Genomic DNA, 23,414 nt, shown 5'->3' on the forward strand with positions numbered 1-23,414 from the left:
CGGTGACCCCCGACCGTCCGGAGAGGACCCCGCACATTGATAGAGACCCGCGCCGGGCGGCGCTCACTGATGGCGCAACTCTCCGTGCCCGCGCGGCAGTTCCTCAGCACGGAGGCGGGCAGCGCCGGGCTGCTGCTGGCCGCCGCGGTGGCGGCCCTCATCTGGGCGAACTCGCCGTGGAGCGACTCCTACACCGACCTCTGGCACCACGGCGCGTCCATCGCGGTGGCCGGCCACGCCATCTCCATGGACCTGGGGCACTGGGTCAACGACGGCCTGATGGCGCTGTTCTTCTTCGTCGTCGGGCTGGAGGTCCGCCGCGAGTTCTCCCTCGGTGAGCTGAACTCGCCGCGCCGCGCCGCGCTGCCGATGGCCGCCGCGCTCGGCGGCCTGGTCGTCCCGGCGCTGATCTACGTCGCCCTGGCGCCGGGCGGCGAGGCGGCGCAGGGCTGGGGCGTGGTCATCGGCACCGACACGGCCTTCATGCTCGGCGCCCTCGCGGTCGTCGGGCCCACGTTCGCCACCCAGCTCCGGATGTTCCTGCTCACCCTCACCGTCATCGACGACATCGTCGCGGTCAGCGTGATCGGCATCTTCTACAGCGACTCGATCGACGTCCCCGCGCTCATCGTCATGTTCGTGCTGGTCGGCGTCCTGTGGCTGCTGAGCCGGCTCGGGGTGTGGCGGGCGGCCGCCTACGGCGCGGCCGGGGTCGCGCTGTGGATCGCCACGCTGGAGTCGGGGCTGCACGCCTCGATCGCCGGCATGCTCGGCGGCCTCCTCGTCGCCGCCCACGCCCCCTCCCGGGAGGCGGTCGAGCGGGTGGCGCGGCGGTTCCGCGCCTTCCGCCAGTCCCCGCAGGTCGAGGTGGGACGGTCGGCGCGGCTGGAGCTGCAGCGCGCCGTCTCGGTCAACGAGCGGCTCCAGATGAGCCTGCACCCCTGGGTCAGCTACCTCGTCGTGCCGCTGTTCGCGTTCGCCAACGCCGGCGTGGACCTGCTCGACGGCGTCCTCACGGAGGCGCTGACCTCGCGGATCACCTGGGCGGTGGTCGTCGGGCTCGTCGTGGGCAAGCTGCTCGGCGTCGGCCTGACCTCGCTGGGGTGGGTCCGGGCGGGCATCGGACCGCTGCCGCAGGGCATCAGGCACGGCCACGTCTTCGGCGGCGCCGCGCTGTCCGGCATCGGCTTCACCGTCTCCCTGCTCATCGTCGGCCTGGCGTTCAAGGACCCGACCGTGCGGGACGAGGCCACCGTGGGCGTCCTGCTGGCGGCGGTGATCGCGACCGCGCTGGGGTGGGTGGTCTTCAAGGCCGCCGCCGCTCTCCGGGGGCACACGGACGCGGACCTGCCCCGTTTCCTGGACCGTCCCGTCGACCCGTCCACCGACCACGTCCGGGGCCCGGCCGACGCGCCGTTCACCCTCGTCGAGTACGGCGACTTCGAATGCCCGTTCTGCGCCCGCGCCACCGGCGTCAGCGTCGAACTGCGGGCGAAGTTCGGCGACCAGCTCAGGTACGTGTTCCGGCACCTGCCCCTGCCTGACGTCCACCCGCGTTCCGAACTGGCGGCCTACGCCGCGGTCGCCGCCGACGCGCAGGGGCGGTTCTGGGACATGCACGACCTGCTCTTCGCCCACCAGGACCGGCTCGAGTTCGAGGACGTCGTCGGCTACGCGGCCGAGCTCGGCCTCGACATGGAGACCTTCCTCGACGACCTGGACTCGGAGAAGACCGCCGACCGGGTCCGGGCGGACGTGGCGAGCGCGGAGGCCAGCGGCGCCCGCGGTGCCCCGACGTTCTTCATCGGCGACCGGCGCCATATCGGCCCGCACGACACCCGCACCCTGGCCGCCGCCCTGCGCGCCTCCGCCGAGGAGTGATCGCCGGCCTCCTGGAAAGTCCTTGACGGATCGGAAAGTAGAAAGTACTTTCCATAGTGGCAAATACTTCTCCAGGAGGCATCCCCCCATGAACGACTTCAGCAACCCCGCCGAGGCCCTCGCCGAGATCGAGCGGACCCAGCAGCGGGCGTACGCCGACCAGCGGCTCCCGGTGTGGTACCTCCCGGGTGTGATCGGCCTCGGCACCGTCGCCGCCATCGCCGCCGAGGTCGACGGGGCGGTCCAGATCGTCCTCACCGTGGCGGCGGTCGCGGGGATCGGCGCCCTCGTCGCCGCGCTCTCCGCGGGCCTGCGCATCAAGTTCCGGCCGAAGACGTGGACACCGAAGGCCGGCGCCCTGATGGCGCTGTGGATCGCGTCGATCTTCGTCGTCTGGGGCGTGGTCCCGCTCATCGTCGGCGCGTTCACCGACTCGGGCGTCTGGCAGAAGGCCGTCGCGGGCGCCGTCGCCGCCGGCTACGCCGCGGCGACCACCCGCCGGGCGGAGGACCTGGTGCTGCCGCTGCTGGCCGGAAAGGTGGCCCGGTGAACCTCGACCCGATGATCCACACGCCCGCGCGGCTGCAGATCGTCTCGCTGCTGGCGACCGCGACCGAGGCCGAGTTCGCCTTCGTCCGAGACAGCCTCGATATGAGCGACTCCGTGGTGTCCAAGCACGCCGCGGCGCTGGAGAAGGCCGGCTACGTCGAGATCCGCAAGGGCTACGTCGGCAAGCGTCCCCGCACCTGGTTCAAGCTCACCCGGGACGGCCGCCGCGCGTTCGACGAGTACGTCACCAACCTCCAGGAGATCGTCGGCCGCCCGCTCGCCGACGCCCCGCGCACCGACGGCTGACCCCGCCGCGCCGCACAAAGCCGCTCCCGCCGACATAGCGGGGAGCGGCTCGTGGCGTCTGAAGGGGGACAGCAATTCGGAGGTGACGATGGATGCCGAAGCGGAGCGACATTTCCGGGAGTTCGTGGAGACCAGATCGGCCGCGCTGATGCGCCTGGCGTACCTGCTCGCGGGCGGTGACCAGCACGCGGCCGAGGATCTCCTGCAGGTCGCGCTCACCAAGACGGCGGCCCGCTGGTCCGGCGTGGACAACCCCGAGCCGTACGTGCGGCGCACGATGTACCGCCAGCAGATCAGCACGTGGCGCCGGATGCGGCGGCGGCGCGAGACGCAGGTCCCCGTCCTGCCCGACGAGGCCGGGCGCGACGCCATCTCGGCGGTCGACCTGAAGCTGGCCGTGCGCGGCGCCCTGGCGCGCCTCACGGCCAAGCAGCGGGCGGTGCTGGTGCTGCGGTTCTTCGAGGACCTGCCCGAGGCGGAGGTCGCGCGGATCCTCGGCTGCGGCGTCGGGACGGTCCGCAGCACGACGCACCGCTCGCTCGCACGGCTGCGCGAGCTCGCCCCCGAACTGAACGACCGGAAGCCCGAGGAGGCTCGGCGATGAAGCCCGAAACGATCGTCAAGAGCACGCTGGACGAGTGGGCCGACGAGGCGCGGGTCCCCGCCGGCCTCGCCGACCGCGCGCTGCGCGGCCGCGCCCGCCGCCGCTCCGTCAAGTTCACGCTGATCGGCGGGACGAGCGCGCTCCTCGCCGGCGCGACCGCCGTGGCGCTGTTCGCCGCCGGCGGCACGGCGCGGCCGGAGGTCGCGTTCGAACCGGTGTCCCTGTCCTCGCAGACGGCGCTGCGCACGGACCTGGGCAGCGCGTTCCCCCGCAAGCTCGTCGCCGCCGGGCACATGGCCGTGGCCGCCTACTACACGAGCAACACCCCGATGGGCGCCGAGAAGGGCACCGTCCGCCGCACCTGGCACCTCTACAACCCGTCGGCGGGCACCTACGAGCAGACCAAGTGGGCGTACCTCAGCGTCGCGCCCGGCATGCAGCGCGCGGCCGTCCTGCAGGGGCCGCTGCCCGCGTCGCGGGTCGGGGTGCTCGACATGAAGACGCGGAAGGTCACGCGCTGGATCAAGGTCGGCAAGCCCGTCGGCGGGCTCGCCTGGTCGCCGGACGGCCGCCGGCTGCTGCTGACGTCCTACGCCTCGAATCCCGATGCGCCGAACGGGGCGGAACAGCCGCCGAGGACGGGATACTACATCGTCGACAGTGCGGCCGAACCCGGCGTGTTCCACGCTCTGCCGGGGTCGCCCGACAACGGGAACAGCCGGCAGGACCTTGGCTGGAGCCGGGACGGGAAGCTGATCTGGGCGCCGACCGCCACCCTCCCGACCAAGATCTTCTATGACCTCGACGGCCGGCGGCAGCCCGCGCCCCCGTACGAGGCCGGGGACCAGGAAGCGGCCGGCCTGTCCCCGAACGGGACGCTGCTGCCCGAGTTCGGCCCGCGCCCCGGCCCCGCCGTCACCGTCACGAACGTGAACAGCGGCGAGAAGGCGGCCGTCCTCCCGATCGAGCAGGCGGTGGCGTGGGCCGACAACGACCGGCTGTTCGCCTTCGGCTGCGACGTCAAGAAGTGCGAGGGCAAGGGCGAGTTCCGCAACCGGCTCCTGCTGGTCACGCTGAAGGGGAAGATCACCCCGCTCACCGGGTACCAGCGCTCCGACCGGGCCGGCTCCTGGACGCCGGTCTTCACCCACCGCTGAACCGTTGACGATGCGCACCGGCCGGTCAGGGATAGGGCTGCGTGGACTCCAGGTAGCGGAGCACCGCGGTCACCCTCCGGTCGGCGCGGTCGGTCGGGGCCAGGTCGAGCTTCGAGAAGATGTTGCGGATGTGCTTGTGGACGGCGCCCTCGGTGACGAAGAGCCGCTCGGCGATGGCCCCGTTGCCGAGGCCCTCCGCCATCAGGGCGAGCACGTCCCGCTCCCGGGTAGTGACCGGCAACCCGCTCCGCCCCGACCTGATCAACGGCGACGCGAAGGCCGCACCGGAACGGCTCGGCTGGACGGGCTGGACCCCCATGCTGCCGACCGTCTACGTCACGGGCGGGTCGCTCGGCGCGCGGCAGGTCAACGAGCTGGTGGCGGAAATCCTGCCCGAACTGCTGCGGCACGCGAACGTCTTCCACCAGGCGGGCGGCCTGCTGGCGGACGAGGCGCACGCGGCCGCCCTGCGACTGCCGGCGGACCTGCGCGCCCGGTACCTGGTGCGCGGCTTCGTCGGGGAGGAGCTCGCCGACCTGCTCGCCCTCGCCGACGTGGTCGTCTCGCGGAGCGGCGGCGGCACGGTGAGCGAGCTGACCGCGCTCGGCAAGCCCTCGGTGCTGATCCCGCTCGTCCCGACCGGCGGGGACGAGCAGCGCCGCAACGCCGAGCATCTCGCCGCGCGCGGAGCCGCCCGCATGCTGGCCGGCGAGGACGCGACCCCGGCCCGGCTGGCGGAGGAACTCGCCGCGCTCCTCACCGATCCGCTGCGCCGCGCCGACATGGCGGAGCAGGCGCGCGGGATGGGACGTCCCGACGCCGCCGCCGCTTTGACGGGCGAGGTGCTCGCGCTCTGCGGGCGTCAGGACTCGTAGATCCGGGGAATCGTCGCAGGGATACCGGAGAGGATCTCGGCGGGCAGCATGCGGAGCCGCTGGGCCAACTCGGCAACCGTCAACTCCCCGTCCGCGCCGGTGCCGAACACGACGACCTCGTCGCCGGGGCTGGGCAGGTCCTGGCCGGCGTCCAGGACGGTCTGCTCCATCCCGACCACGCCGGCGATGGGGCGGGGCCGGCCGGCGACCAGCAGTTCGGCCCCGGCCGTGCCCGCCGCGCGCGGCAGCCCGTCGGCGTATCCGACGGGCACGACCACGACGGTGCTGTCCACCGGCACCCGGTAGGTCAGCCCGTACATCACCCCGGCGCCGGCCGGGATGCGCTTCACCGTCGCGACGGTCGAGCACAGGGTCATCGCCGGGATCAGCTCCCCGACCGGCTCGACGGGGCTGACCCCGTACAGCGTCAGCCCGGCCCGGACGAGGTCGTAGCGGCTCTCCGGCAGCGTGAGCGCCGCCGCCGAGTTGGCGATGTGCCGCACCTCAGGCTCCAGACCGGCCGCCGACGCGTAGCCGAGCGCGTCGTCGAACGCGCCGAGCTGCACGGAGATCGACGGATGCCCCGGCACCTCCGCGCAGGCGAGCTGGGAGAAGACGCCGGTCACCCTGACACGTCCGGCCGCCTGCGCCTCCCGTGCCGCCTGGACGAGCTGCGGCCAGTCGTCCGCGGTGGCGCCGCCGCGCGACAGCCCGGTGTCGACCTCAAGGTGCACGCGGGCCGGACGGCCGTTCCGCTCGGCGGCCTCCGCGACGAGGTCGAGCCGCCACGGCGCCTCGACGCCGAGTTCGACATCGGCCAGGACGGCGGCGTCGTAGTCGGCCCGGCGCCAGGGCAGCCACGCCAGGATCGGCGCACTGATACCCGCGCGCCGCAGCGCCAGCGCGTCATCCAGCTGGGCCACGCCGAGCCGCCGCGCGCCGCCGTCGAGCGCGGCGCGGGCCGCCGGGACGAGGCCGTGGCCGTAGGCGTTCGACTTCACGACCGCCATCAGCGGGACCCCGCCGGCGGCGGCCATCGCCGCGGTGTTGGACGAGATCGCGGCCAGGTCGATGCGCGCGTACGTCCCGTGGGCGACGTTCGTCGTCGCGGTGCGCCGGATCGAGAACATGGGGCAAGCCTGGAGGCCGTCCGGCGCCGCGGACGCCGTCGCGCAGGCCGGGGACCGGAATCGCCCGGTCGGCGCGCCGGATTACCCGGGGGAGATGTCCCGAATGCCCGGTGGATAAGCACGGAATGCCCGGTATCCCGGTGCTGATCACCCGCCTACCATCTGCCGCGGAACCGCTGGTGAAGGGGGAGATGGGAATGGTGGACAGCACCCGCGCTCACGGGACCGGCACCGATGCGTGATCGCCGGATCAGCGTCGGCATCCTCTTCGGCGGGCCGTCCGCCGAGCACGAGGTGTCCGGGGCTTCGGCGCTGGCCGTGGTGCGCGGGCTCCCCCGCGACCGGTTCCGCCCGGTCGTCATCGGGGTGGAGCGGGACGGCCGCTGGCTGCTGCTCCCGCCCGCCGCCGTCGACGCCATGGCCGCCCGCGACGCGAGCGGCCCGGCGATCGAGAACCGGCTGACCGTCCACGGGACCGAGGTCGAACTCAAGCGCGGCGGCGCCCTGGTCGAGGCGCAGCTTCCGGGCGTCGCCGTCGACCGGCTCGACGTCGTCTTCCCCGTCATGCACGGGCCCTACGGCGAGGACGGGGTGCTCCAGGGATTCCTGGAGGCCCTCGACGTCCCGTACGCCGGATGCGGAGTGCTCGGCTCGGCGGTCGGCATGGACAAGGTGGCGATGCGGCGCGCGTTCGACGCCGAAGGGCTCCCGTCCGTCCCCTTCACCTGGTTCACCGAGCGGCAGTGGCGCACCGCCCCCGACCCGCCGGCGCTGGCCGGCGACCTCGGCTGGCCGCGGTTCGTGAAGCCCGCCAACATGGGCTCCTCCATCGGCGTCTCCCGCATCACCGGCCCGGACGATCTGGCCGGCGCGGTCGAGCAGGCGTTCCGCTACGACCACGTCGTGCTGGTCGAGGAGGGCGTCACCGCAAGAGAACTCCTATGCGGGGTGCTCGGCGACGCCGAGCACCCCGAGGCGTCGGTGGTAACCGAGGTGAAGGTCGGCGGCGGCTTCTCCGACTACGCGCAGAAGTACCTCAGCATGGCTGACACGGTGACCTGCCCCGCCGACCTGCCAAACGACACGGCGGCCCAGGTACGCGAGATGTCGCTCCGGGCGTTCCGCGCCGTCGGCGGGTACGGCCTCGCCCGCGTCGACTTCCTCTACGACGAAACGGCCGGACGGCTGTACGTGTTCACATACTTCGTCCGGCGCCTGCTCGGCGCCGTCGTCATGTTGCTGCTGATCAGCCTGGTGACCTTCGGCATCTTCTTCTGGCTGCCGAAGCTGGCGGGGCAGACCACCGACCAGATCGCGCGCGCCTACGTCGGCCGCGGCGCGTCCACCGAGGCCATCGAGGCCACCAAGGACCGGCTCGGTCTGGACGACCCGGTCATCGTCCAGTACGGGAACTACGTGAAGACCATCGTCGCCGGCACGGACTACGACGCCGGCCCCGTCACCGAACACTGCCCGGCGCCATGCCTCGGCTACTCGTTCCGGAGCAGCCGCCCGGTGCTGGAGACGCTCCTCGACCGGGCACCGGCCACCGCGTCCGTCGCAGTGGGCGCGGCGATCCTCTGGCTCGCGGGCGGCATCGGCACCGGGGTGGTGTCGGCGCTGCGCAAGGGCTCGCTCTGGGACAGGGCCGCCATGGTCATGGCGCTGAGCGGTGTATCCCTGCCGATCTACTTCACCGGCCTGGTCTCCCTCGCCTTGTTCTCCTACAGCCTGCACATCTTCCCGGGCGGCGGCAGCTACACGCCCTTCACCGACGGCCCCGTGACCTGGTTCCACGCACTCGTCCTCCCCTGGGTGACGCTCGCCTTCCTCTACGCGGCCATGTACGCGCGGCTCACCCGAGCGGGCATGCTGGAGACGATGACCGAGGACTACATCCGCACCGCCCGCGCCAAGGGCCTGCCGGAGAAGACCGTCGTCACCAGGCACGCGCTGCGCGCCTCCATGACACCGATCATCACCGTCCTCGTCCTCGACCTCGGCCTGCTGCTCGGCGGCTCCGTCCTGACCGAGAACACGTTCAGCATCCCCGGCCTGGGCCAACTCGCACTCAGCTCGGTCAAGGGCGGCGATCTCCCGATGGTCCTCGGCGTCACCCTGATCACCTCAACCGCGATCGTCGCCCTCAACCTGCTCGTCGACGTCCTCTACGCGGTCATAGACCCCCGCGTCCGCCTCGCCTGACCCCGCCACCCTCCAGATCAACAGAAGCACCCAGGTGATCCCACCCGCAATCACCGACGCGATCACCCCCGATACGGGACACTAATTAAGCCGATGCGATAAGTCAGGCACGGGCCGGGGTCGAGTTAGAGCAGGTAGCGGCGGATTCACCGTCCGGCATCGCCAGGAGGGAGCACCGTCAGCTGAAACGGCCTCCTTCGCACGCCATGGGCCGGGTTCAGCGACTCAATGGCCAGCCAACAGAGATGGCTCGATCGATGCGGTAACGGGGGCCGGATTGTCTACGGACGATCACGGAACCTGGATGGCTTCAGCCCATGGCGCCGCTGGAAAGCCCGCGTGTGCCCGCGTATGCGGTGGATCCCCGGCACGGGTCACGATAAGGAGGAGGTGCGCGCCGGGCTGGACGTTCGTGGAGTGCAAGAGCTGATCATCATCGTCCCGAGGGACCGTTCATCCCCGACGTCGCTGTGATCGGTCCGGTGATGGAGGACGCCGCATCGTAGATCAACTGCCGCCAAGATTCGGACGGCTGGTGGCGCGCGGTCCACAGCGACACCGCGATCGGCACTGGCACCGGTCCACAGGTCGGAGGCGGCCGGCGTCCCAGGTGCGGGGTGGGGGCCATCGGGCGGTAGGACGCGATAGACGTATTGTCCGGTTTGGCTCTTGATGATGCTTATTTGTGTCGGATTGGCGTGTTTGAACCGATTATGCCAGCCGCAACAGAGGGCAAGTTGGTCGATGTCGGTGGGGCTGTGGCCGAGGGCCCAGCCGTTGACGTGGTCGACTTCGCACAACGCTCCGGGGACTTCGCAGCCCTGAACCGCGCACGTCGGGTATAGCGCCTGGAGGACCTGCCGTTGGGCGGGGCTGGCGAACCTTTGCCGGTGTCCCAGGTAGAGCGGGATGTTCCCTTGGCCCAGGATGAGGGCTGAGACCCCGGCCGCCAGGGCGATGCGGCGGGCTTGGGCGGCGGGGATCGGGGTGCCGTCGGTCAGTCGGGCCGGGGCCTGGCCGCCGGTGAGGGTGTCCAGGTCGCAGATGACGGTGACGCGAGTGGCCTTGTGCCCGCCCGACAGGACGTTCGTCAACGCGGCCGCAGTGCGTTCGGACAGGTCGCGGCGGTCGTCGGTGCCCGCGGGCTTGGCCAGGGGCGCGAGCGTCCCGTCCCAGATCGCGGCGTCTTCGGCGTTGAGCCAGCCCTTGACGTAGCGGCCGCCGTCCAATGAACGAGTTGAGTCGATCCAGGACCGCTCGTAGCCGCGCCGGGTGTCGGTATCGGGCGCCAACTCGATGCCGTCGCGTTCGGCGATGAGGTCGGTGATCTTGTTGCCGAAGGCGGCGACCTTCCCGGCGGAGAAGCCCTGCCCGGCCAGCTTGAGGAGGATCTCTTCGGCGGCCGCGCAGTCGTCGTCGTTCAGCCGGGCGACCGCCGCGCCGATGGTGGAGGCGTATCCGTAGGACAGGTCTCCCGCGGCGAGTCGGCGCGTGACCTCGGGAAGGCGGCGGCTCTGGCGAGCGAGATGGAGCCGTTCTCTGGCGCGGACCTCGCGCATGCCCATGCGGGTGCGCAGCCAAGCCAGTGTGGACGGCAGGCCCCACCGGCGCATCTCCGCGGACGCGTCGACTCGTCCGATCAAGGCGGCCAGCGCGCTCTCCTGCTGGTCGCCGGCGCGCGCAAGCGTCTCGGCCTGCTCCATGCAGAGGGCTGGGGACGCGGACGTTTCACGCCGGGCGAGTTCGGCCGCGATCGAAGCCGCCGCGTCCACCAGCTCCCCGGTGGACATCGACGTGATATCGATCTCGCTCGAACACATAACTCCATGCTATCGAATGACTACACCCCCTCGCCAACAAATTATGGTGACAATACTGAGACGCTCCGGACAGCCGCCGCACCGCACAGAATTTCTGCTACCAGATGCCCTCAGCGGAGGACAGCAGAAAGATCATCAGCCGCAAATCCTCGCTGCCGCACCGGGGCCGCAGGCCCCGGCCCTCACCCGCCGACCACAGGCGAGCAGCAGCAACCCCGCACAAACCCGCAGCTAGAACACCCACCCCCAAACCACCGACCCCAGCCGAGGTGACTCCAGCCCGCAACTACCGGAACTGTGCGCACCGGCCCGAGACCACCACAACCGGGCACCCACCAAAACCGCACTAATCCGCTAAAAGACCACCGCAACCAGAAAAGCTCGCTACAAGATCTCGTCCGTTGCGGGAAGGCTCCACGTGGTCACCCATCCCGCCATGCTCGACGTCTCGCGTGAACTCATCCGCTTCGTCGCCGGCCTGATGGGCGCCGAGCGCACAGCGCGCGGGACGAGGAAGGGCACACGGCTCCTGTCCTTCAGTCTCCAAGCTCTGTTCGCCATCACATGGTTTACGGGATAAGCCCAACATCGCCCGGCACAGCACCGCGTACGGACTCTCGCAGCCGACCGCCTACCGACTCCGGACGAGGCCATCGACGTCCCGGCCGACCAGGCCCCGAACCTGCACCAGACCCTGGGCCGCGCGGTCCCCGACGGGCTGGCGCACCTGGAACTGGACGGCAAGGTCTGACTTCGAGTCGACTCCAGCTGGACCTGATGCGCCTCTGCCTGTTCGGGCCAGGTCGCGCAGCCCCTGCCGACACGGACGCCTTCAGCCTGGCCGCCTGACGCGGAACGGCCGCGAAGTCGAGCGCGTCGTCGGCCAATGAGCGGCAGCGATGGCCTCCCTCTGGCACAGTTCGCCGCGACCGACGCACGCCGAGGCGATCGAGTTCACGGCCGAGCCCCCGTCCAACATGGGCGGGGGCTCATCGCCAGGCCGGGACGTCGCTCAGGGCAGGTTGTGGACGTCGCCCTTGATACGCCCAGTAAAGGCGTGCCAGTCGGCGGCGGTGAAGGCCAGCTTCGGCCCGTCCGGATCCTTGGAATCCCGAACCGCGACCACCTGTGCGAAGCCTACGACCTCGACGCATTCGCCGCCCTCATGGCCGCTACGGCTCGCCTTACGCCACACCTCAGCCGGGACTGACGGCACAGCCCCGACCTCGACGCAGTTACCACCCTCATGCCCGCTGCGACTCGCCTTGCGCCACTTCACGGCGGACACGTCCGGCGTGATCATCTGTACTGCTCGTCTTTGATGCGGTGCGTGAATGCACGCCATTCGGCGGCGCCGAACGCCAGTTTTGGCCCGTCCGGGTCCCTGGAATCCCGGACAGCGACCAACGGGCTGATCTCTGCGACCTCGACGCAGTCACCGCCATGGTGATCACTGTGGCTCGACTTACGCCAGTTCGCCACTGGGACCCACGGGATGCTTCCGACCTCGACGCATTCGCCACCGTGATGATCACTGCGGCTCGCCTTGCGCCACTTTACGGCGGACACGTCCGCCGTGATCATCCGTACCGCTCCTCTTGGATGTGGCGGGTGAATACACGCCATTCGGCGGCACCGAAGGACAGTTTTGTCCCGTCCGGGTCCTTCGAATCACGGACGGCGATCATCGCCGCAAACTCGGCCACCTCGATGCAGTTACCACCGTGGTGATCGCTACGACTCGATTTACGCCAGGTCACGGCTGATTGATCTGGTGCAGTCATCCGTACTCCTCCATGACGGTCGTGATCAAGGCCCGCGACTCCTCGACACGGAGTGCGTCGCCTCGTAGCGAGTTGTACGTTACTGCAAAGTTTGCGACGATTCGCGGCTCCTGGATGAGCATTCCTTGCCCTGCCATCTCGCCGTACGCGACGTCCACCGAGTTGGGGAAACTCAGGATGGTGAAGCTGCCCGCGAGACCCGAGTAATACCGTGCGGCCCGTGGGACGATGTCGATCGAGATGTTGGGACGCTTCTCGATGGCGAGGATGTGAGCGAGTTGCTCTCGCATGATGTCCCGTTCGGCGACTTCGCGCCGTAGGGCCCCCTCGTCGAGGGTGAACCACACGTTCGGCGCCTGTTCGCGGGTAAGGATCTTCTGTCGTTCCAGGCGTTCGGCAACGAGTCGCTCTGCGGTGTCCGGGTCCTGGTTGTGCCCGACGACGGCGCGGATGTAACTCTCGGTCTGGAGTAGGCCGTGGATGAGCGTCAGCTCGAAGGTCCGGACCTGGCTGGCCTCCGCCTCTCGTTCCTGGTAGGCGGCGAAGCCGGGCGGGAGGATGGCCTGGTGGCGGGTGTCGATGATGCGCTTCCACAGCCGCTCGAAGAGGCCGTTGGTCTTGAAGAACGCGTCGAGGTTCTCGGCGAAGGTCTTGGACGGGATGCTCTTGGCAGCCTCGATCTGGCTGATCCACTGCGGGGTGTAGCCGAGGGTTTCGGCGAGGGCGACCTTAGCGAGGCCGGCCTGCGTTCGCCATGCCGTCAATTCGGTGGCGAATGTCTGAATTGCGGGGGCTTCATATGGTTCGTTGCGCGATCCCATGGGGGCTCCTGCGTGTAAGCCATTCCGGGGTTTCGTTGATCTTTCGGGGGGTTGCGCGTTCCACCTGGGGGGTTGCTGGCCGGGAACAACGCAACGCTGTGATTCTTATAACACATTCCCCGCCAGCGAATCCGACCGCAGGACCTTCCTTGAAAGACACATCTTCGTTCGATAACCCCGCTCTCGATCAGCTGAAAAAGGACTTTCCCGGACATCGCATTTGGCGGTCGCGCCGCTGGGACGGGGAGCCAGGCGAATACGTCGCCACGCTCATCGACCCGAAGGCCGGCGTCGACGCCACGGTGATGCGTCCAGACCCGGCCGAGCTGCGCGCCGAGCTGATGCGCGAGGCCTTCCGGGCGCGTGGTGGCGCTCGGCGGCTCTGGTGACGGACCGGGCCCGTCACCAGGGCGGGCCGTCCTTCGGGATGGTCCGCGGGGAGGAGATGGCGCGGCCGGCCGGCATTCCCCCGCAGCGACCGGCCGCGCCTTCTCCGCTGGACGATCGGCGGGCGCGTCGGGAGCTGAACCGGCTCGCCCGCCGGTTGCGGCGGCGCGGTTGGAGCGCGCAGGCCCGGTTCGGGGACGGCGCGCCGTTGGTGCGGCTGTTCGACCCGCGCGTTCCCTACATCGGCGACAGCGTCATGGTCGTCTGGGACGAGACGGGACGGCGGTTCCGGTCGAGCACCGGGGAGCTACTGGCGTCCTGCGATGACGCGGACAGCGCGTGTGTCAGGGTTGCCGAGTTGCTCGTCCCGTGGGTGCTCGGTGCGCTCGGCGGGCGACCGCCAGGTTAGGTGCGGCTCGCTCGGGTGCTGAGGGCGTTGGTGCGGGAGGCGAGTGCGTGAATTACTGCGGCCATGTCGGAGGGGCCGTGGCCTTGGGCCTGGGTTTCGCGGTAGAGGGCGTGGCAGGCGTCCAAGACGGGTGACGCTATGCCTGCTTCGCGGGCGGCTTCGGCGATTAGGCGGTTGTTGTCCAGGACGTTGGTGATGGACGCCTGGACGGAGAAGTCGTGGGTGAGGAGCTTCTGTGCCTTGGCGCGAGAGACCGTGCTCGCCATCGGGCCGGCGTCGAGGACGTCCAGCAGGCGCCGGCGGTCCAGGCCGTGCCGGTCGGCGAAGTGGAACGACTCGGCCAGGCCGGTGACCATAGTGATGAGGAAGAGGTTGACGGCCAGCTTCATCTGGAGTGCTTGCGGGACGGGGCCGCAGACGAACGTCTGGCTGCACATCGGGGCGATCAGGGGACGGACGAGATCGACTGTTGCGGAGTCGCCGGCCAGCATTGCGACGAGTTCGGCTGTTTCGGCGGGACCACGGGAGCCGGATACCGGGGCCTCGACGTAACGGCCGTTGGCCGCGCGGACATCGGCCTCCAGGCTGCGGGAGTAGTCCGGTGATGTGGTTCCCATGTGGACGATCACGCGGCCCGCGACGTTCGCGGTGAAGTCGGGTGTGCCTCGTCCCAGAGTGGTGTCTATGGCGGGGCCGCCCGCGAGCATGAAGAGGACCACGTCTGCGCGTCGGCACAACTCGGCGGGGCTGGATGCCACGGTCGCGCCTGCCCTACGTAGTTCCTCGGTCTTGGACGGGGTGCGGTTCCAGACGGTCAGGCGGGTTCCGGCGCGGGCGAGGTTGAGGGCCATGGGGTGTCCCATGACGCCCAGTCCGATGAAACCGACGTTCGTGTCCACCTTCGCCTCCGGTTGTGGGCTGAGCGGTGCTCCGCTCAGGGGTGGCGGCGGAGCGCTCGCGGGGACATGCCTTGCCGATTATGACAGCGGTCATGATAATGGTCCAGGTGAAGCCAGAAGTGGACGATAGGGGTCCTCGGGAGCGGATGGTCTTCAGCGCCGCGCAGCTCATCCGCCGGGACGGGGTCACCGCCACGGGCCTGCGGGAGGTCGCCGCCCATGCGGGCGCGCCGCGCGGGTCGCTGCAGCACTACTTTCCCGGCGGCAAGGAGCAGCTGGTCAACGAGGCCGTGGAGTGGGCCGGACGCTATGCCGCCGCGCGCGTTGACCGTTTCGTGGCCGCGATGTCGCGTCCTACGCCGGGTGGGCTTTTCGCGGCGATGGTGCGGCAGTGGACGGACGAGTTCCGGTCGGCGGGCTTCGCGGGCGGCTGCCCCGTGGCTGCGGCGACCGTCGACTGTGCGGACTCCGTCGCCTCGACACGGGCCGCAGCCGACGCGTTCGCGTGCTGGCGGCGTCCGGTCGCCCGGGAACTGGCTGCGATGGGCGTCCCGTCCCGGAAGGCCGGTGGGCTCGCGACGCTGATGGTCAGCGCGCTGGAGGGCGCGATCCTGATGGCGAAGGCCGAGCAGAACGTCCGGCCGCTGACGACCGTCGCCCGGGAACTCGGGCCCTACCTGGACTCGTGCGTCGAGTCAGGGCAGGAAGTGGTCCAGGACCAGGTAGGCGCCCAGGGCGAGCATGGCGGCGCCGGACAGGCGGGTGATCAGGCGGGTCCTGCCGGGAGCGCCGTCCAGGACGTTCCGGGTGAGGGTGCCCAGGCAGAGGTAGAAGGCCGCGCAGGTGGCCATGTAGGTGAGTCCCAGTAGGCCGATCTGGCCGGCGATGGGCCAGCCCCCAGCGGGGTCGGTGAACTGGGGCAGGAGCGCCAGGAAGATCAGCAGGCCCTTGGGGTTGAGGCCGCTGACGCCTATGCCGTGCAGGAAGGTGTGCCAGTCGGTGCCGGTGTCGGCTTCGGTGCCGGGCACGGCGGGGTGCGTGAAGGTCGTCGCGCCCTGCCAGATGAGGTAGGCGCCGCCCACGAGGGTGAGGGCGGTCAGCGCGGACGGGGAGCCGGCGACCAGGGCGCCGACGCCTGCCGCGACGACGACGGTCACCGCGGCGTAGCCGACGACCAGGCCGCTCACCGCGGGGACGACGGAGCGGCCGCGCAGGCCGGCGCCGATGGTGAACGCCCAGTCCGGGCCCGGCATGACGATGAGCAGGAACGCGACCGTCCAGAAGGCGAGCACTGAGGCGGGTGCCATGGTTCCCCTCTCCTGAAGCGGTTGATAGGGGAAGCGTAGGCTCGAATGGCCAGAAGGTGTTCCTGAGTTTGTCTCCAATTCGCGGGTTGGTTGGAAAGGTTTTCTAAGTGGATGCGATTGATCGGGAAATCCTTGCTGCTCTTCAGGAGGACGGGCGTCTGACGGTCACGGACCTGGCGGCTCGGGTCGGGCTGAGCGTCTCGCCGTGCCACCGGCGGCTGCGGGAGCTGGAGCGCAGCGGCACCATTCGCGGCTACCGGGCGGTCGTCGATGCCGCCGCTCTCGGCCTGACGTTCCAGGCGCTCGTTTTCGTCACCATGCGGCAGGAGGACCAGGAGACGCTGCTCGGTTTCGAGGACGCGGTGTCGCGCGTGCCGGAGGTCGTCCAGGCTCAGCGGTTGTTCGGCGACCCGGATTACCTGCTGCGCATCGTCACCGCGGATCTGACCGCGTACCAGGAGTTGGAGGACGATGTGCTGAGCGCACTGCCCGGTGTGCAGCGGCTAAACTCCACGCTGGTGATGAAGCACGTTGTGGACGAACGGCCGCTGCCCACCTGAGCGGCATTTACTGGCGGACGATCCAGTGGTCGTTCGCACCGGCCCGGACGAACTGCAGGGATGGGCACAGGTAGTCGTTCGGGTTCGGGGTCGCGTACGGCTGCCAGGGCGAGTCGGATGGTGTGGCCGTGTGCCAGGCGCCGTTCTTTCGTAGCTGGATGCCGCTGCTCTCGAAGACGACGTTCTTCGCGTCGTTGCAGTAGTACGCGTTGCCGGTGCGCGGGTCGCGGGTCGCGTAGATCTCGAAGATGTCCCAGCCGTAGTTCAGGCTGCTCGTGTCGCGGCCGGACTTGCTGTAGAAGAGGCTCCAGGCATCGGTCGTGTAGTTGTAGAGGTACGCCGACCAGGCATTTGTGGACGCGTTCGTCTGGACGAGCTGGACACTGTAGGCCGGATGGCCGTTCACGGGCCGGGTGTAGGTCCGCAGGAAGTCGGCGTCCATCGTGATCTCCTTGCGGGGGCCGTTCCCGCCGCACCAGTCCCAGGCCCAGATCTCGTTCCCGACGGCCTGCGAGTACACGGTCGTGATCTCCATGCAGGAGCCGGCGGCCTTGATGGTGGGCGTGTAGGTGAAGTCGGCGCTGTTCGACACCTGGTAGCTCGTGTCGACGCTGTGCGTGGCCATGAGTCCGTCGTGCGTTCCGGCGGCGGGCTCGACGCCCCAGAAATGGTGGATCTGCTCGCGGTGCAGGCGGGTGCGGTGGAGTGCGCGGAACTTCTCGACGGCTTCGGCGTTGCGGGCGGACGGGACGAAGGGGCGGGCGCCCGCGACCCGTCCGGACTTCGGGGCGTCCGGGTTCGGGGACGTGGCCGGTGCCGCGGACGAGGCGGCGGCGCCGGCGGCCGGAATGGCGGTGAAGGCGGCGAGGACGGCGCAGGTGAGGAGGGTTTGACGCTGCATCACACGACTCCTTGTGGGGTGGTGGGGAGCGGTCTGCAAGCGCGCGCTGCACATGGCGTGAAATGTGTGTGATCACGCCGCCACAAAGAATCACCGCAGGCATCGCGTACTGTCAACGCTTCACTTTTCAACGACCTTCCAGCGCAGGACGGCGCCGACCAGCCCACGTGGGTCAAGGTGGGCGACGGCGACCCCGGTAACGGCGACCCCAGCGAGTCGCCGAGCCCCAGCCCGAGCCCGACGCCGACGAAGCCGGCGTTCAAGTTCGGCTACGACAAGGTGAAGCTGTCCAGCCTGCGCGTCGCGCCCGGCTACAAGACGACGTTCACCGTGACCTGCCCGACGTCGGTGGTCATCACCGGCAACGGCTACACGCAGAACCCGCTGCCGGTGAAGAAGGCCGGTGACAACACCTGGACGGCCGTCGGCACGTTCCGCAGCAAGCTGCCCACCCCGACGATCGCCACGGTCGCCTGCAAGGGCTACGGGTCGGTCAGCTACACCACCCAGCCCGACAAGGGCGACGGGAACGGCGGCGGCGGGAACGGCGGCGGCACGATGAAGCCGAAGACGCCGAAGATCCCGACCGGCCGCATCGACACCGGTGACGGCAGCATGTACATGCAGGGCTCCTCGGCCCCGCTGCTGGCCGCCGGCTGGGGCGCGCTGATGCTCGCCGGGCTCGGCGCCGTCGCGCTGCGCCGCCGGACGGTTCGGGAGCGGTCGTAACGTTGCCGGAACTTCCTGCATCGGCCATCGGTCGCCGCGTCACGGGCGCGGCGGCCGGTGCGCTGCTCATCGGACTGCTGCTCAGCGGCTGCGGCGGTGACGGGGGCGGCGACGCCGCACCCCCCGGTGCCCCAGAGCCCGCGGCGACACCCGCGACCACGGCCGCGTCCAACATCCACCCAATGGCGCAGTCGCTGCCGACGAAGATCGCCATCCCGAAGATCGGTGTGTCGGCCCCGGTGGGCTCGATCGGGCTGCTGCCCGACGGGCGCGTCGAGGAGCCGCCGCTGAGCAAGCCGAACCTGGCCGGCTGGTACAAGGAGGGCGTCACACCGGGCGAGATCGGCCCGGCGGTGATCCTCGGCCATGTCGACGCCAACGGCAAGCCGGCGGTGTTCTACAAGCTGAAGGACCTGAAGCCCGGCGACAAGATCGAGGTGGGACGCAAGGACGGGTCCACCGCGACGTTCGCCGTGCAGCAGGCGCAGCGCGTCGACAAGGACGCCTTCCCGCACAAGAAGGTGTTCGGTGCGTCGCTGGACCACGCGTCCCTCAGGCTGGTGACGTGCGGCGGCGCCTTCGACCCGAAGATCGGCCACTACAAGGACAACCTGATCGTCTACGCCAAGCTGATCGGTTCCTGACCGCGAACGCCCCGAACGCCAGAACGCCCGCCGGAGCATGACCGGCGGGCGTTCTGCCGTACGAAGCGGGATCAGCGGCGGTAGAGGTTCAGCTTCTCCTCGCCGATGCGCTCGCGCAGGGCCGGGTCGTCCACGCCCTGGCCCTCACCGGTGGCGCCGCATAGGACGGCGACCTTACCGATGTGCTGGTTCGTCTGGACGGCGCGGGTCGCGTCCCCGGCCTCGTCCAGCGGGAACACCTTCGACAGCGTCGGGTGGATCATGCCGAGGCCGAACAGCCGGTTCACCTCGACGGCCTCGTGGTAGTTGAAGCCGTGCGAGCCGATGATGCTCTTCAGCCGCATCCACAGGAACCGGTTGTCGTACTCGTGCTTGAAGCCGGTCGACGAGCCGCAGGTGACGATCTTGCCGCCGCGCTTGGCGACGTAGACGGACGCGCCGAACGTCTCGCGGCCGAGGTACTCGAACACGATGCCGGGGTCCTCGCCGACGAGGCCGCGGATCGCCTCGCCGAGCATCCGGCCGGCCTTCGGGTGGCGCAGGCCCTGCTCGCCGAGGTTCAGCTCGTTGCGGTTGATGACGTGCTCGCAGCCCTGCGACCGGACGATGTCGGCCTTCTCCTCCGACGACACGACGCCGACCGGGATGCCGCCGCCGTTCTTGACGAGCTGCGTCGCGAACGAGCCGAGCCCGCCGGTCGCGCCCCAGATCAGCACGACGTCGCCCTGCTTCATCCGGGCGCCGTGCGTCCCGACGAGCATCCGGTAGGCGGTGGCGGCGCACAGCGTGTTGGAGCCGGACTCCTCCCAGGTGAGGTGGCCGGGCTTGGGGATCAGCTGGTTGGCCTTGACGATGCAGTACTCGCCGAGCGACCCGAAGTTCGTCTCGAAGCCCCAGGCCAGCTGCGTCTCCGACATCATGCCGTCGTCGTAGGAGCCGTGGTCCTCCTCGTCCACGTAGGACGGGGACAGGACGACCTTGTCGCCGACCTTCCAGTGCTTCACGCCGGCGCCGGTGCGCACGACGACGCCGGAGCCGTCCGACCCGAGGATGTGGTACGGCAGGTCGTGCCGGGCGCCGTACCAGCCCTGCCGGCCGAACTTCTCCAGGAACGCGAACGTCGGGACGGGCTCGAAGATCGCCGACCAGACCGTGTTGAAGTTGATCGCGGCGGACATCACCGCGACCACGCACTCGTCGGGCGCCAGTTCGGGCATCTCGACCTCGCCGACGTGCATGGAGCGGCGCACGTCCTTGTCGGTCTGGCCCTCGAAGATCCCGACCTCGTCCTTGCGGGTGAAGGCGGCGCGGAAGCGGGTCGGCAGGTCGATCTCCTGCAGCTCGGGGCCGCTCGCGCCGCCGCGGACGGCGTCGAGCAGGGCATGGGACGAGCCGGAGTGGGCCATGGATGTCCTCCGTGGAACGACGGGGTCGGGGTGGGGCCCTCAGCGGGCCGTTGTGGGCGTGCGGACGGCGTCGCGCTCCCGCCGCCCGGCCAGCCGGCCCGCCAGGTGCGCGGCGAGCACGTCGACACCGGGCGGGTCCAGCAGGTTGAGGTGGTGCACCCCGGGGATCGTGACGATCTCCAGGTCGGAGCAGAGCCCGCCGAAACCGTTGGTCCCGTCGAGCACATAGCGGGCATCCCGGACGGCCCAGGGGGTCTCCTCGGGCGCGTAGTAGAGGATGACGCGTCCGTCGTACGGCTCGGGTTCGTACGCCTCCAGGGAACGGGTGTCCTGGTGCGACGTGAGCTGGTGGGTGAGGGCCGCCGGCGGGATGTAGTCCACGAGCGGGGCCGCGCGCTCCATGACGAGCGCGAACTGGGCCTCCTCGTCCAGGCCGGACAGCTCCTCGTAGGTAAGGGTGACGTCCAGGCCGTACGTCTCGTTGATGTAGTCGGCGAACGCGGAGAAGCGGCGGGCGAGGGTGTCGGACTCGTCGTCCACCGGCAGCGGCAGGCCCGCGTCGAACAGCGCGACGAACTCGACCTCGCGCCCGGCCTGCTGGAGCTGCCGCGCGGTCTCGTAGGCGAGGACGCCGCCGAACGACCAGCCGCCGAGCCGGAACGCGCCCTCGGGCTGCGCCTCCTGCAGGTGCCGGACGTACCGGGCGGCGCGCTCCTCGACGGACGGCGCGTCCTCGAACCGCTCCAGCCCGAACACCGGCTGGTCGTCGCCGAGCAGGTCGATGAGCTGCCGGTAGCAGGCGGTGGTGCCGCCGGCCGGGTGCGCGATGAAGATCGGCCGCCGGGTGCCGGACGGCTTCAGCGGCCGGACGGTCTGCCGCGCCGCCTCCTCGTCCGCGGCCCGGATGTACTCGGCGACGTTCTCCGCCGTCGGGACCTCGAACAGCTCGCCGCGCGTGACGTCACCGCCCAGCTCGGCGGCGACGAGGGCGACGATCTGGTCGGCCTGATGGTCCTGGCCGCCGAGCTCGGCGAAGAAGTCGGCCGTGACGCCGACGCGGTCGAGGCCGAGCACGTCCTCGAAGATCCGGACCGCGAGCCGCTCGGCGGCGTCCCGTGGCATGACATATCCGGACTCGGCGTTCGAAACGGCTGTGGGCGCCGGGGCGTCGGCGAGACCGAGTTCACCGGCCGCCCACTCCTCGAACACGTTCACGCTCGCGCCCTGCAGCAGCACCGACGCGGGGACGGTCAGCCCGAGGTCGTGCTCGACACCGCTCTTGATCCTGACCGCGACGAGCGAGTCGAGGCCGAGGTCGGTGAGCGGCACCGCCGGGTCGAGGCGCTGCGGGTCGAACCCGAGCACCGCCGCGATCCGGTGCCTGACCTGCGCGGCGATCAGCTTCCGGGCAGCGTCGGGGGCAAGGTCCTTGAGCGCCTCGACACCGGGCCAGTCGCCCGCGTCGTCGCCCCCGGCCTCGTCCGCCGCCTCCGTCAGCGCCGCGAAGTACGGCATGTTGCGGATCTCGGGGAACAGCCCGACCGCCGTGGCCGGGTCGAAGCGCAGCACACCCGTTGCGGCCAGCTCGTGGACGAGCAGTGCCTCCAGCGCCTCCGCACCCTCCGCCGGGCTGATCGGGTCGATGACGGTGACCGAAGTGTCGGCGGCTCCCCCGACCTGCGACCAGGTGCCCCAGTTGATGGTGATTCCGGGGCGTCCGTTCGCGCGGCGGTGGGCCATCAGCGCGTCGATCGCGGCATTCGCGGCCGCATAAGCACCCTGGCCGGGCGAGCCGAGCAGCGCGGCGGCCGATGAGTGCATCACGAACCAGTCGAGATCAACATCCCAAGCGGCCTCGCTGAGCCGGCGCGCGCCCTCGACCTTCGCCGTCCACACCCTGTGGAGATCGTCCGGGCCCAGGTCGGCGATCAGCCGGTCGTCGATGGCGCCGGCGCCGTGCACGATGCCGCACAGCCGCTTGCCGCCCTCCTGGGCGACCTTGATGAGGCACTCGGCGGTGCCGGGCTCGGCGATGTCGCCGAGGACAACGCCGACGTCCACACCACTCTCGCGAAGACGCGCGATCACCTTCTCGGCATCGGCGTCGGGCCCGCTCCGTCCGGACAGGACGATGCGTTTGGCACCGCGTTCCGCCAGCAGCCGCGCGGTAACGAGACCGATCCCGCCGTACCCGCCGGTGATGATGTACGCGCCGCCGCGCCGGACGACCCGCTTCTTCTTCTGCGGCGTCTCCGGCAGGGCCGCCTGTCCGAGCCGCGCCACATACCGCGTCCCGCCCCGCCAGGCGACCTCGCGAACGTCCCCATCGGCGAGAAGCTCCGCGACCAGATCGGCCGGACGGTCAACGTCCACATGCGTGGCCCGCTGCACCGTCCGCTCGAACGCCAGCACGCGCGTAAGCGCACTAACGAACCCGTGCCCGGGCAGCCCTTCCTCGCCGTTCAGTGCGAGAGCGTTGCGGGTCGCAACGTAAAGACGCGGCCCATCCGGCAACGAACGACTCACGCCGACAACAGCGAGCACAAGCTCTTCATCAACCAGATCGGCCGACGGAACAAGCACGACACCGTCGACCGGCTCGTCCATGGCCGGGTGGTCCTCAGGCGGCCGATTCGTCACCCGATGCCGAACGACCGTCTTACCGCGCTCCTCCAGACCGGCAGCGGTCGCAGCGGCCAGCGCGTCGTCCTCATCGGACAACACCAGCCAAGTACCGCCGCTCACCGCGCCTTCGCGGTCGGCCGCAACGCCGCCGACACGCAGGGCCTCACTACCCGCACCAGCGGGCACGGCCTCGGCGTCGACCCGCACTCGTTCGTCACCGCGCACGGACTCCCCTCCCACTGGCACGGTCTTGCTACCAGCAGGCGTCGCGTCGGCGTCCATGCGGACGGCCTCGACATCAGCGCGCGCGGGGTCGGGGGTGGGGGGGGGCGGGGGCGGACGGCGCGGTGCAGCGCGTCGGTTCCGCCGTACAGGCTGGGGCCGCTCCTGGCGGAGGCGCTGACCGGCCCACGTA

The 23,414-nt window shown here is 70.3% G+C and carries 24 protein-coding genes and 2 pseudogenes; 14 read left to right on the plus strand and 12 right to left on the minus strand.

The window, feature by feature from the left end; all coding sequences use genetic code 11:
- Positions 1 to 69 precede the first annotated feature (69 nt).
- The 5 genes from nhaA to HUX53_RS14845 all read left to right on the plus strand — a co-directional run bounded on the left by nhaA (position 70) and on the right by HUX53_RS14845 (position 4,497).
- A complete protein-coding gene (gene nhaA / locus HUX53_RS14825; RefSeq protein WP_176403769.1) occupies positions 70 to 1,881 on the plus strand; it encodes a Na+/H+ antiporter NhaA in 1,812 nt (603 codons plus the stop codon).
- Between the two features lie 88 nt (positions 1,882 to 1,969).
- Complete coding sequence (locus HUX53_RS14830; RefSeq protein WP_176403770.1) at positions 1,970 to 2,431, plus strand: hypothetical protein; 462 nt, start codon at positions 1,970 to 1,972, stop codon at positions 2,429 to 2,431.
- Complete coding sequence (locus HUX53_RS14835; protein WP_309237228.1) at positions 2,428 to 2,736, plus strand: transcriptional regulator; 309 nt, start codon at positions 2,428 to 2,430, stop codon at positions 2,734 to 2,736. The genes HUX53_RS14830 and HUX53_RS14835 overlap by 4 nt, the downstream gene beginning before the upstream one ends.
- Positions 2,737 to 2,824: 88 nt before the next feature.
- Positions 2,825 to 3,340, plus strand: coding sequence for a SigE family RNA polymerase sigma factor (locus tag HUX53_RS14840; RefSeq protein WP_176403771.1), 516 nt, complete (start codon positions 2,825 to 2,827; stop codon positions 3,338 to 3,340).
- Positions 3,337 to 4,497 carry a YncE family protein gene (locus tag HUX53_RS14845; RefSeq protein ID WP_176403772.1) on the plus strand — a complete coding sequence of 387 codons (1,161 nt, stop codon included), beginning with the start codon at positions 3,337 to 3,339 and terminating at the stop codon, positions 4,495 to 4,497. Before HUX53_RS14840 ends, HUX53_RS14845 begins: the two co-directional genes overlap by 4 nt.
- Positions 4,498 to 4,522: 25 nt before the next feature.
- Here HUX53_RS14845 and HUX53_RS14850 read toward each other — a convergent pair.
- Positions 4,523 to 4,732: pseudogene (locus tag HUX53_RS14850) on the minus strand (response regulator transcription factor); the annotation flags it as partial.
- A gap of 82 nt (positions 4,733 to 4,814) precedes the next feature.
- Between HUX53_RS14850 and HUX53_RS14855 the strand changes: the two are divergent.
- A complete protein-coding gene (locus HUX53_RS14855) occupies positions 4,815 to 5,372 on the plus strand; it encodes a glycosyltransferase (RefSeq protein WP_255205264.1) in 558 nt (185 codons plus the stop codon).
- On the opposite strand, the gene alr is transcribed toward HUX53_RS14855, so the two are convergent.
- Positions 5,360 to 6,502 (minus strand): alanine racemase, encoded by a 1,143-nt coding sequence (gene alr, locus HUX53_RS14860; protein WP_176403774.1) that lies wholly within the window; start codon positions 6,500 to 6,502, stop codon positions 5,360 to 5,362. The two genes, HUX53_RS14855 and alr, sit on opposite strands and share 13 nt — an antisense overlap.
- Positions 6,503 to 6,736: 234 nt before the next feature.
- Between alr and HUX53_RS42525 the strand changes: the two genes are divergently transcribed.
- The gene (locus tag HUX53_RS42525) at positions 6,737 to 8,707 is read left to right on the plus strand and encodes a D-alanine--D-alanine ligase (RefSeq protein WP_176403775.1); all 1,971 of its coding nucleotides are present in this window, start codon (positions 6,737 to 6,739) and stop codon (positions 8,705 to 8,707) included.
- A 374-nt stretch (positions 8,708 to 9,081) separates the two neighbouring features.
- Here the strand turns inward: HUX53_RS42525 and HUX53_RS14870 are convergent, their stop codons facing one another.
- The 5 genes from HUX53_RS14870 to HUX53_RS14890 form a co-directional block, all read right to left on the minus strand.
- Positions 9,082 to 10,527, minus strand: coding sequence for an HNH endonuclease signature motif containing protein (locus HUX53_RS14870; RefSeq protein WP_176403776.1), 1,446 nt, complete (start codon positions 10,525 to 10,527; stop codon positions 9,082 to 9,084).
- Between the two features lie 1,012 nt (positions 10,528 to 11,539).
- Complete coding sequence (locus tag HUX53_RS14875) at positions 11,540 to 11,830, minus strand: DUF397 domain-containing protein (protein WP_176403777.1); 291 nt, start codon at positions 11,828 to 11,830, stop codon at positions 11,540 to 11,542.
- Positions 11,827 to 12,111: a DUF397 domain-containing protein gene (locus HUX53_RS14880; RefSeq protein WP_176403778.1), complete on the minus strand. Its 285-nt coding sequence runs from the start codon at positions 12,109 to 12,111 to the stop codon at positions 11,827 to 11,829. Before HUX53_RS14880 ends, HUX53_RS14875 begins: the two co-directional genes overlap by 4 nt.
- Positions 12,108 to 12,311, minus strand: coding sequence for a DUF397 domain-containing protein (locus HUX53_RS14885; protein ID WP_176403779.1), 204 nt, complete (start codon positions 12,309 to 12,311; stop codon positions 12,108 to 12,110). Before HUX53_RS14885 ends, HUX53_RS14880 begins: the two co-directional genes overlap by 4 nt.
- Positions 12,308 to 13,132, minus strand: coding sequence for a helix-turn-helix transcriptional regulator (locus tag HUX53_RS14890; RefSeq protein ID WP_176403780.1), 825 nt, complete (start codon positions 13,130 to 13,132; stop codon positions 12,308 to 12,310). The genes HUX53_RS14885 and HUX53_RS14890 overlap by 4 nt, the downstream gene beginning before the upstream one ends.
- Before the next feature lie 149 nt (positions 13,133 to 13,281).
- Here HUX53_RS14890 and HUX53_RS14895 point away from each other — a divergent pair, with 149 nt between their 5' ends.
- Both HUX53_RS14895 and HUX53_RS14900 read left to right on the plus strand, forming a co-directional pair.
- Positions 13,282 to 13,521 carry a hypothetical protein gene (locus HUX53_RS14895; protein WP_176403781.1) on the plus strand — a complete coding sequence of 80 codons (240 nt, stop codon included), beginning with the start codon at positions 13,282 to 13,284 and terminating at the stop codon, positions 13,519 to 13,521.
- Positions 13,518 to 13,928, plus strand: a complete 411-nt coding sequence (locus tag HUX53_RS14900) for a hypothetical protein (RefSeq protein ID WP_176403782.1) — start codon at positions 13,518 to 13,520, stop codon at positions 13,926 to 13,928. The genes HUX53_RS14895 and HUX53_RS14900 overlap by 4 nt, the downstream gene beginning before the upstream one ends.
- On the opposite strand, the gene HUX53_RS14905 is transcribed toward HUX53_RS14900, so the two are convergent.
- Entirely contained in the window at positions 13,925 to 14,827 is a 903-nt protein-coding gene (locus tag HUX53_RS14905; protein WP_176403783.1) for an NAD(P)-dependent oxidoreductase, read from the minus strand. The two genes, HUX53_RS14900 and HUX53_RS14905, sit on opposite strands and share 4 nt — an antisense overlap.
- A gap of 146 nt (positions 14,828 to 14,973) precedes the next feature.
- Here HUX53_RS14905 and HUX53_RS41135 point away from each other — a divergent pair.
- Positions 14,974 to 15,105 (plus strand): annotated as a pseudogene (locus tag HUX53_RS41135) (helix-turn-helix domain-containing protein); the annotation flags it as partial.
- A 417-nt stretch (positions 15,106 to 15,522) separates the two neighbouring features.
- Here HUX53_RS41135 and HUX53_RS40020 read toward each other — a convergent pair.
- Complete coding sequence (locus HUX53_RS40020) at positions 15,523 to 16,134, minus strand: LysE family translocator (protein ID WP_217919446.1); 612 nt, start codon at positions 16,132 to 16,134, stop codon at positions 15,523 to 15,525.
- 107 nt (positions 16,135 to 16,241) lie between these two features.
- Between HUX53_RS40020 and HUX53_RS42530 the strand changes: the two genes are divergently transcribed.
- Entirely contained in the window at positions 16,242 to 16,694 is a 453-nt protein-coding gene (locus HUX53_RS42530) for an Lrp/AsnC family transcriptional regulator (RefSeq protein ID WP_176403784.1), read from the plus strand.
- A 7-nt stretch (positions 16,695 to 16,701) separates the two neighbouring features.
- Here HUX53_RS42530 and HUX53_RS14920 read toward each other — a convergent pair whose 3' ends face one another.
- Positions 16,702 to 17,595, minus strand: coding sequence for a carbohydrate-binding protein (locus tag HUX53_RS14920; protein ID WP_176403785.1), 894 nt, complete (start codon positions 17,593 to 17,595; stop codon positions 16,702 to 16,704).
- A gap of 177 nt (positions 17,596 to 17,772) precedes the next feature.
- Here HUX53_RS14920 and HUX53_RS14925 point away from each other — a divergent pair, with 177 nt between their 5' ends.
- Together HUX53_RS14925 and HUX53_RS14930 are read left to right on the plus strand one after the other, a co-directional pair.
- Positions 17,773 to 18,324, plus strand: a complete 552-nt coding sequence (locus tag HUX53_RS14925; RefSeq protein ID WP_176403786.1) for a hypothetical protein — start codon at positions 17,773 to 17,775, stop codon at positions 18,322 to 18,324.
- A 2-nt stretch (positions 18,325 to 18,326) separates the two neighbouring features.
- Complete coding sequence (locus HUX53_RS14930; protein WP_176403787.1) at positions 18,327 to 18,968, plus strand: class F sortase; 642 nt, start codon at positions 18,327 to 18,329, stop codon at positions 18,966 to 18,968.
- Positions 18,969 to 19,039: 71 nt separating this feature from the next.
- Here the strand turns inward: HUX53_RS14930 and ccrA are convergent, their stop codons facing one another.
- Together ccrA and HUX53_RS14940 are read right to left on the minus strand one after the other, a co-directional pair.
- Positions 19,040 to 20,374, minus strand: coding sequence for a crotonyl-CoA carboxylase/reductase (gene ccrA / locus HUX53_RS14935; protein WP_176403788.1), 1,335 nt, complete (start codon positions 20,372 to 20,374; stop codon positions 19,040 to 19,042).
- A 39-nt stretch (positions 20,375 to 20,413) separates the two neighbouring features.
- Positions 20,414 to 22,786, minus strand: coding sequence for an SDR family NAD(P)-dependent oxidoreductase (locus HUX53_RS14940; RefSeq protein WP_309237229.1), 2,373 nt, complete (start codon positions 22,784 to 22,786; stop codon positions 20,414 to 20,416).
- A 231-nt stretch (positions 22,787 to 23,017) separates the two neighbouring features.
- Here HUX53_RS14940 and HUX53_RS41150 point away from each other — a divergent pair.
- On the plus strand, positions 23,018 to 23,414 hold a 397-nt coding region (locus tag HUX53_RS41150), incomplete at its 3' end, for a hypothetical protein (protein WP_255205263.1).

It is taken from the genome of Actinomadura sp. BRA 177 (assembly GCF_013372625.1).
Lineage (GTDB): Bacteria > Actinomycetota > Actinomycetes > Streptosporangiales > Streptosporangiaceae > Spirillospora.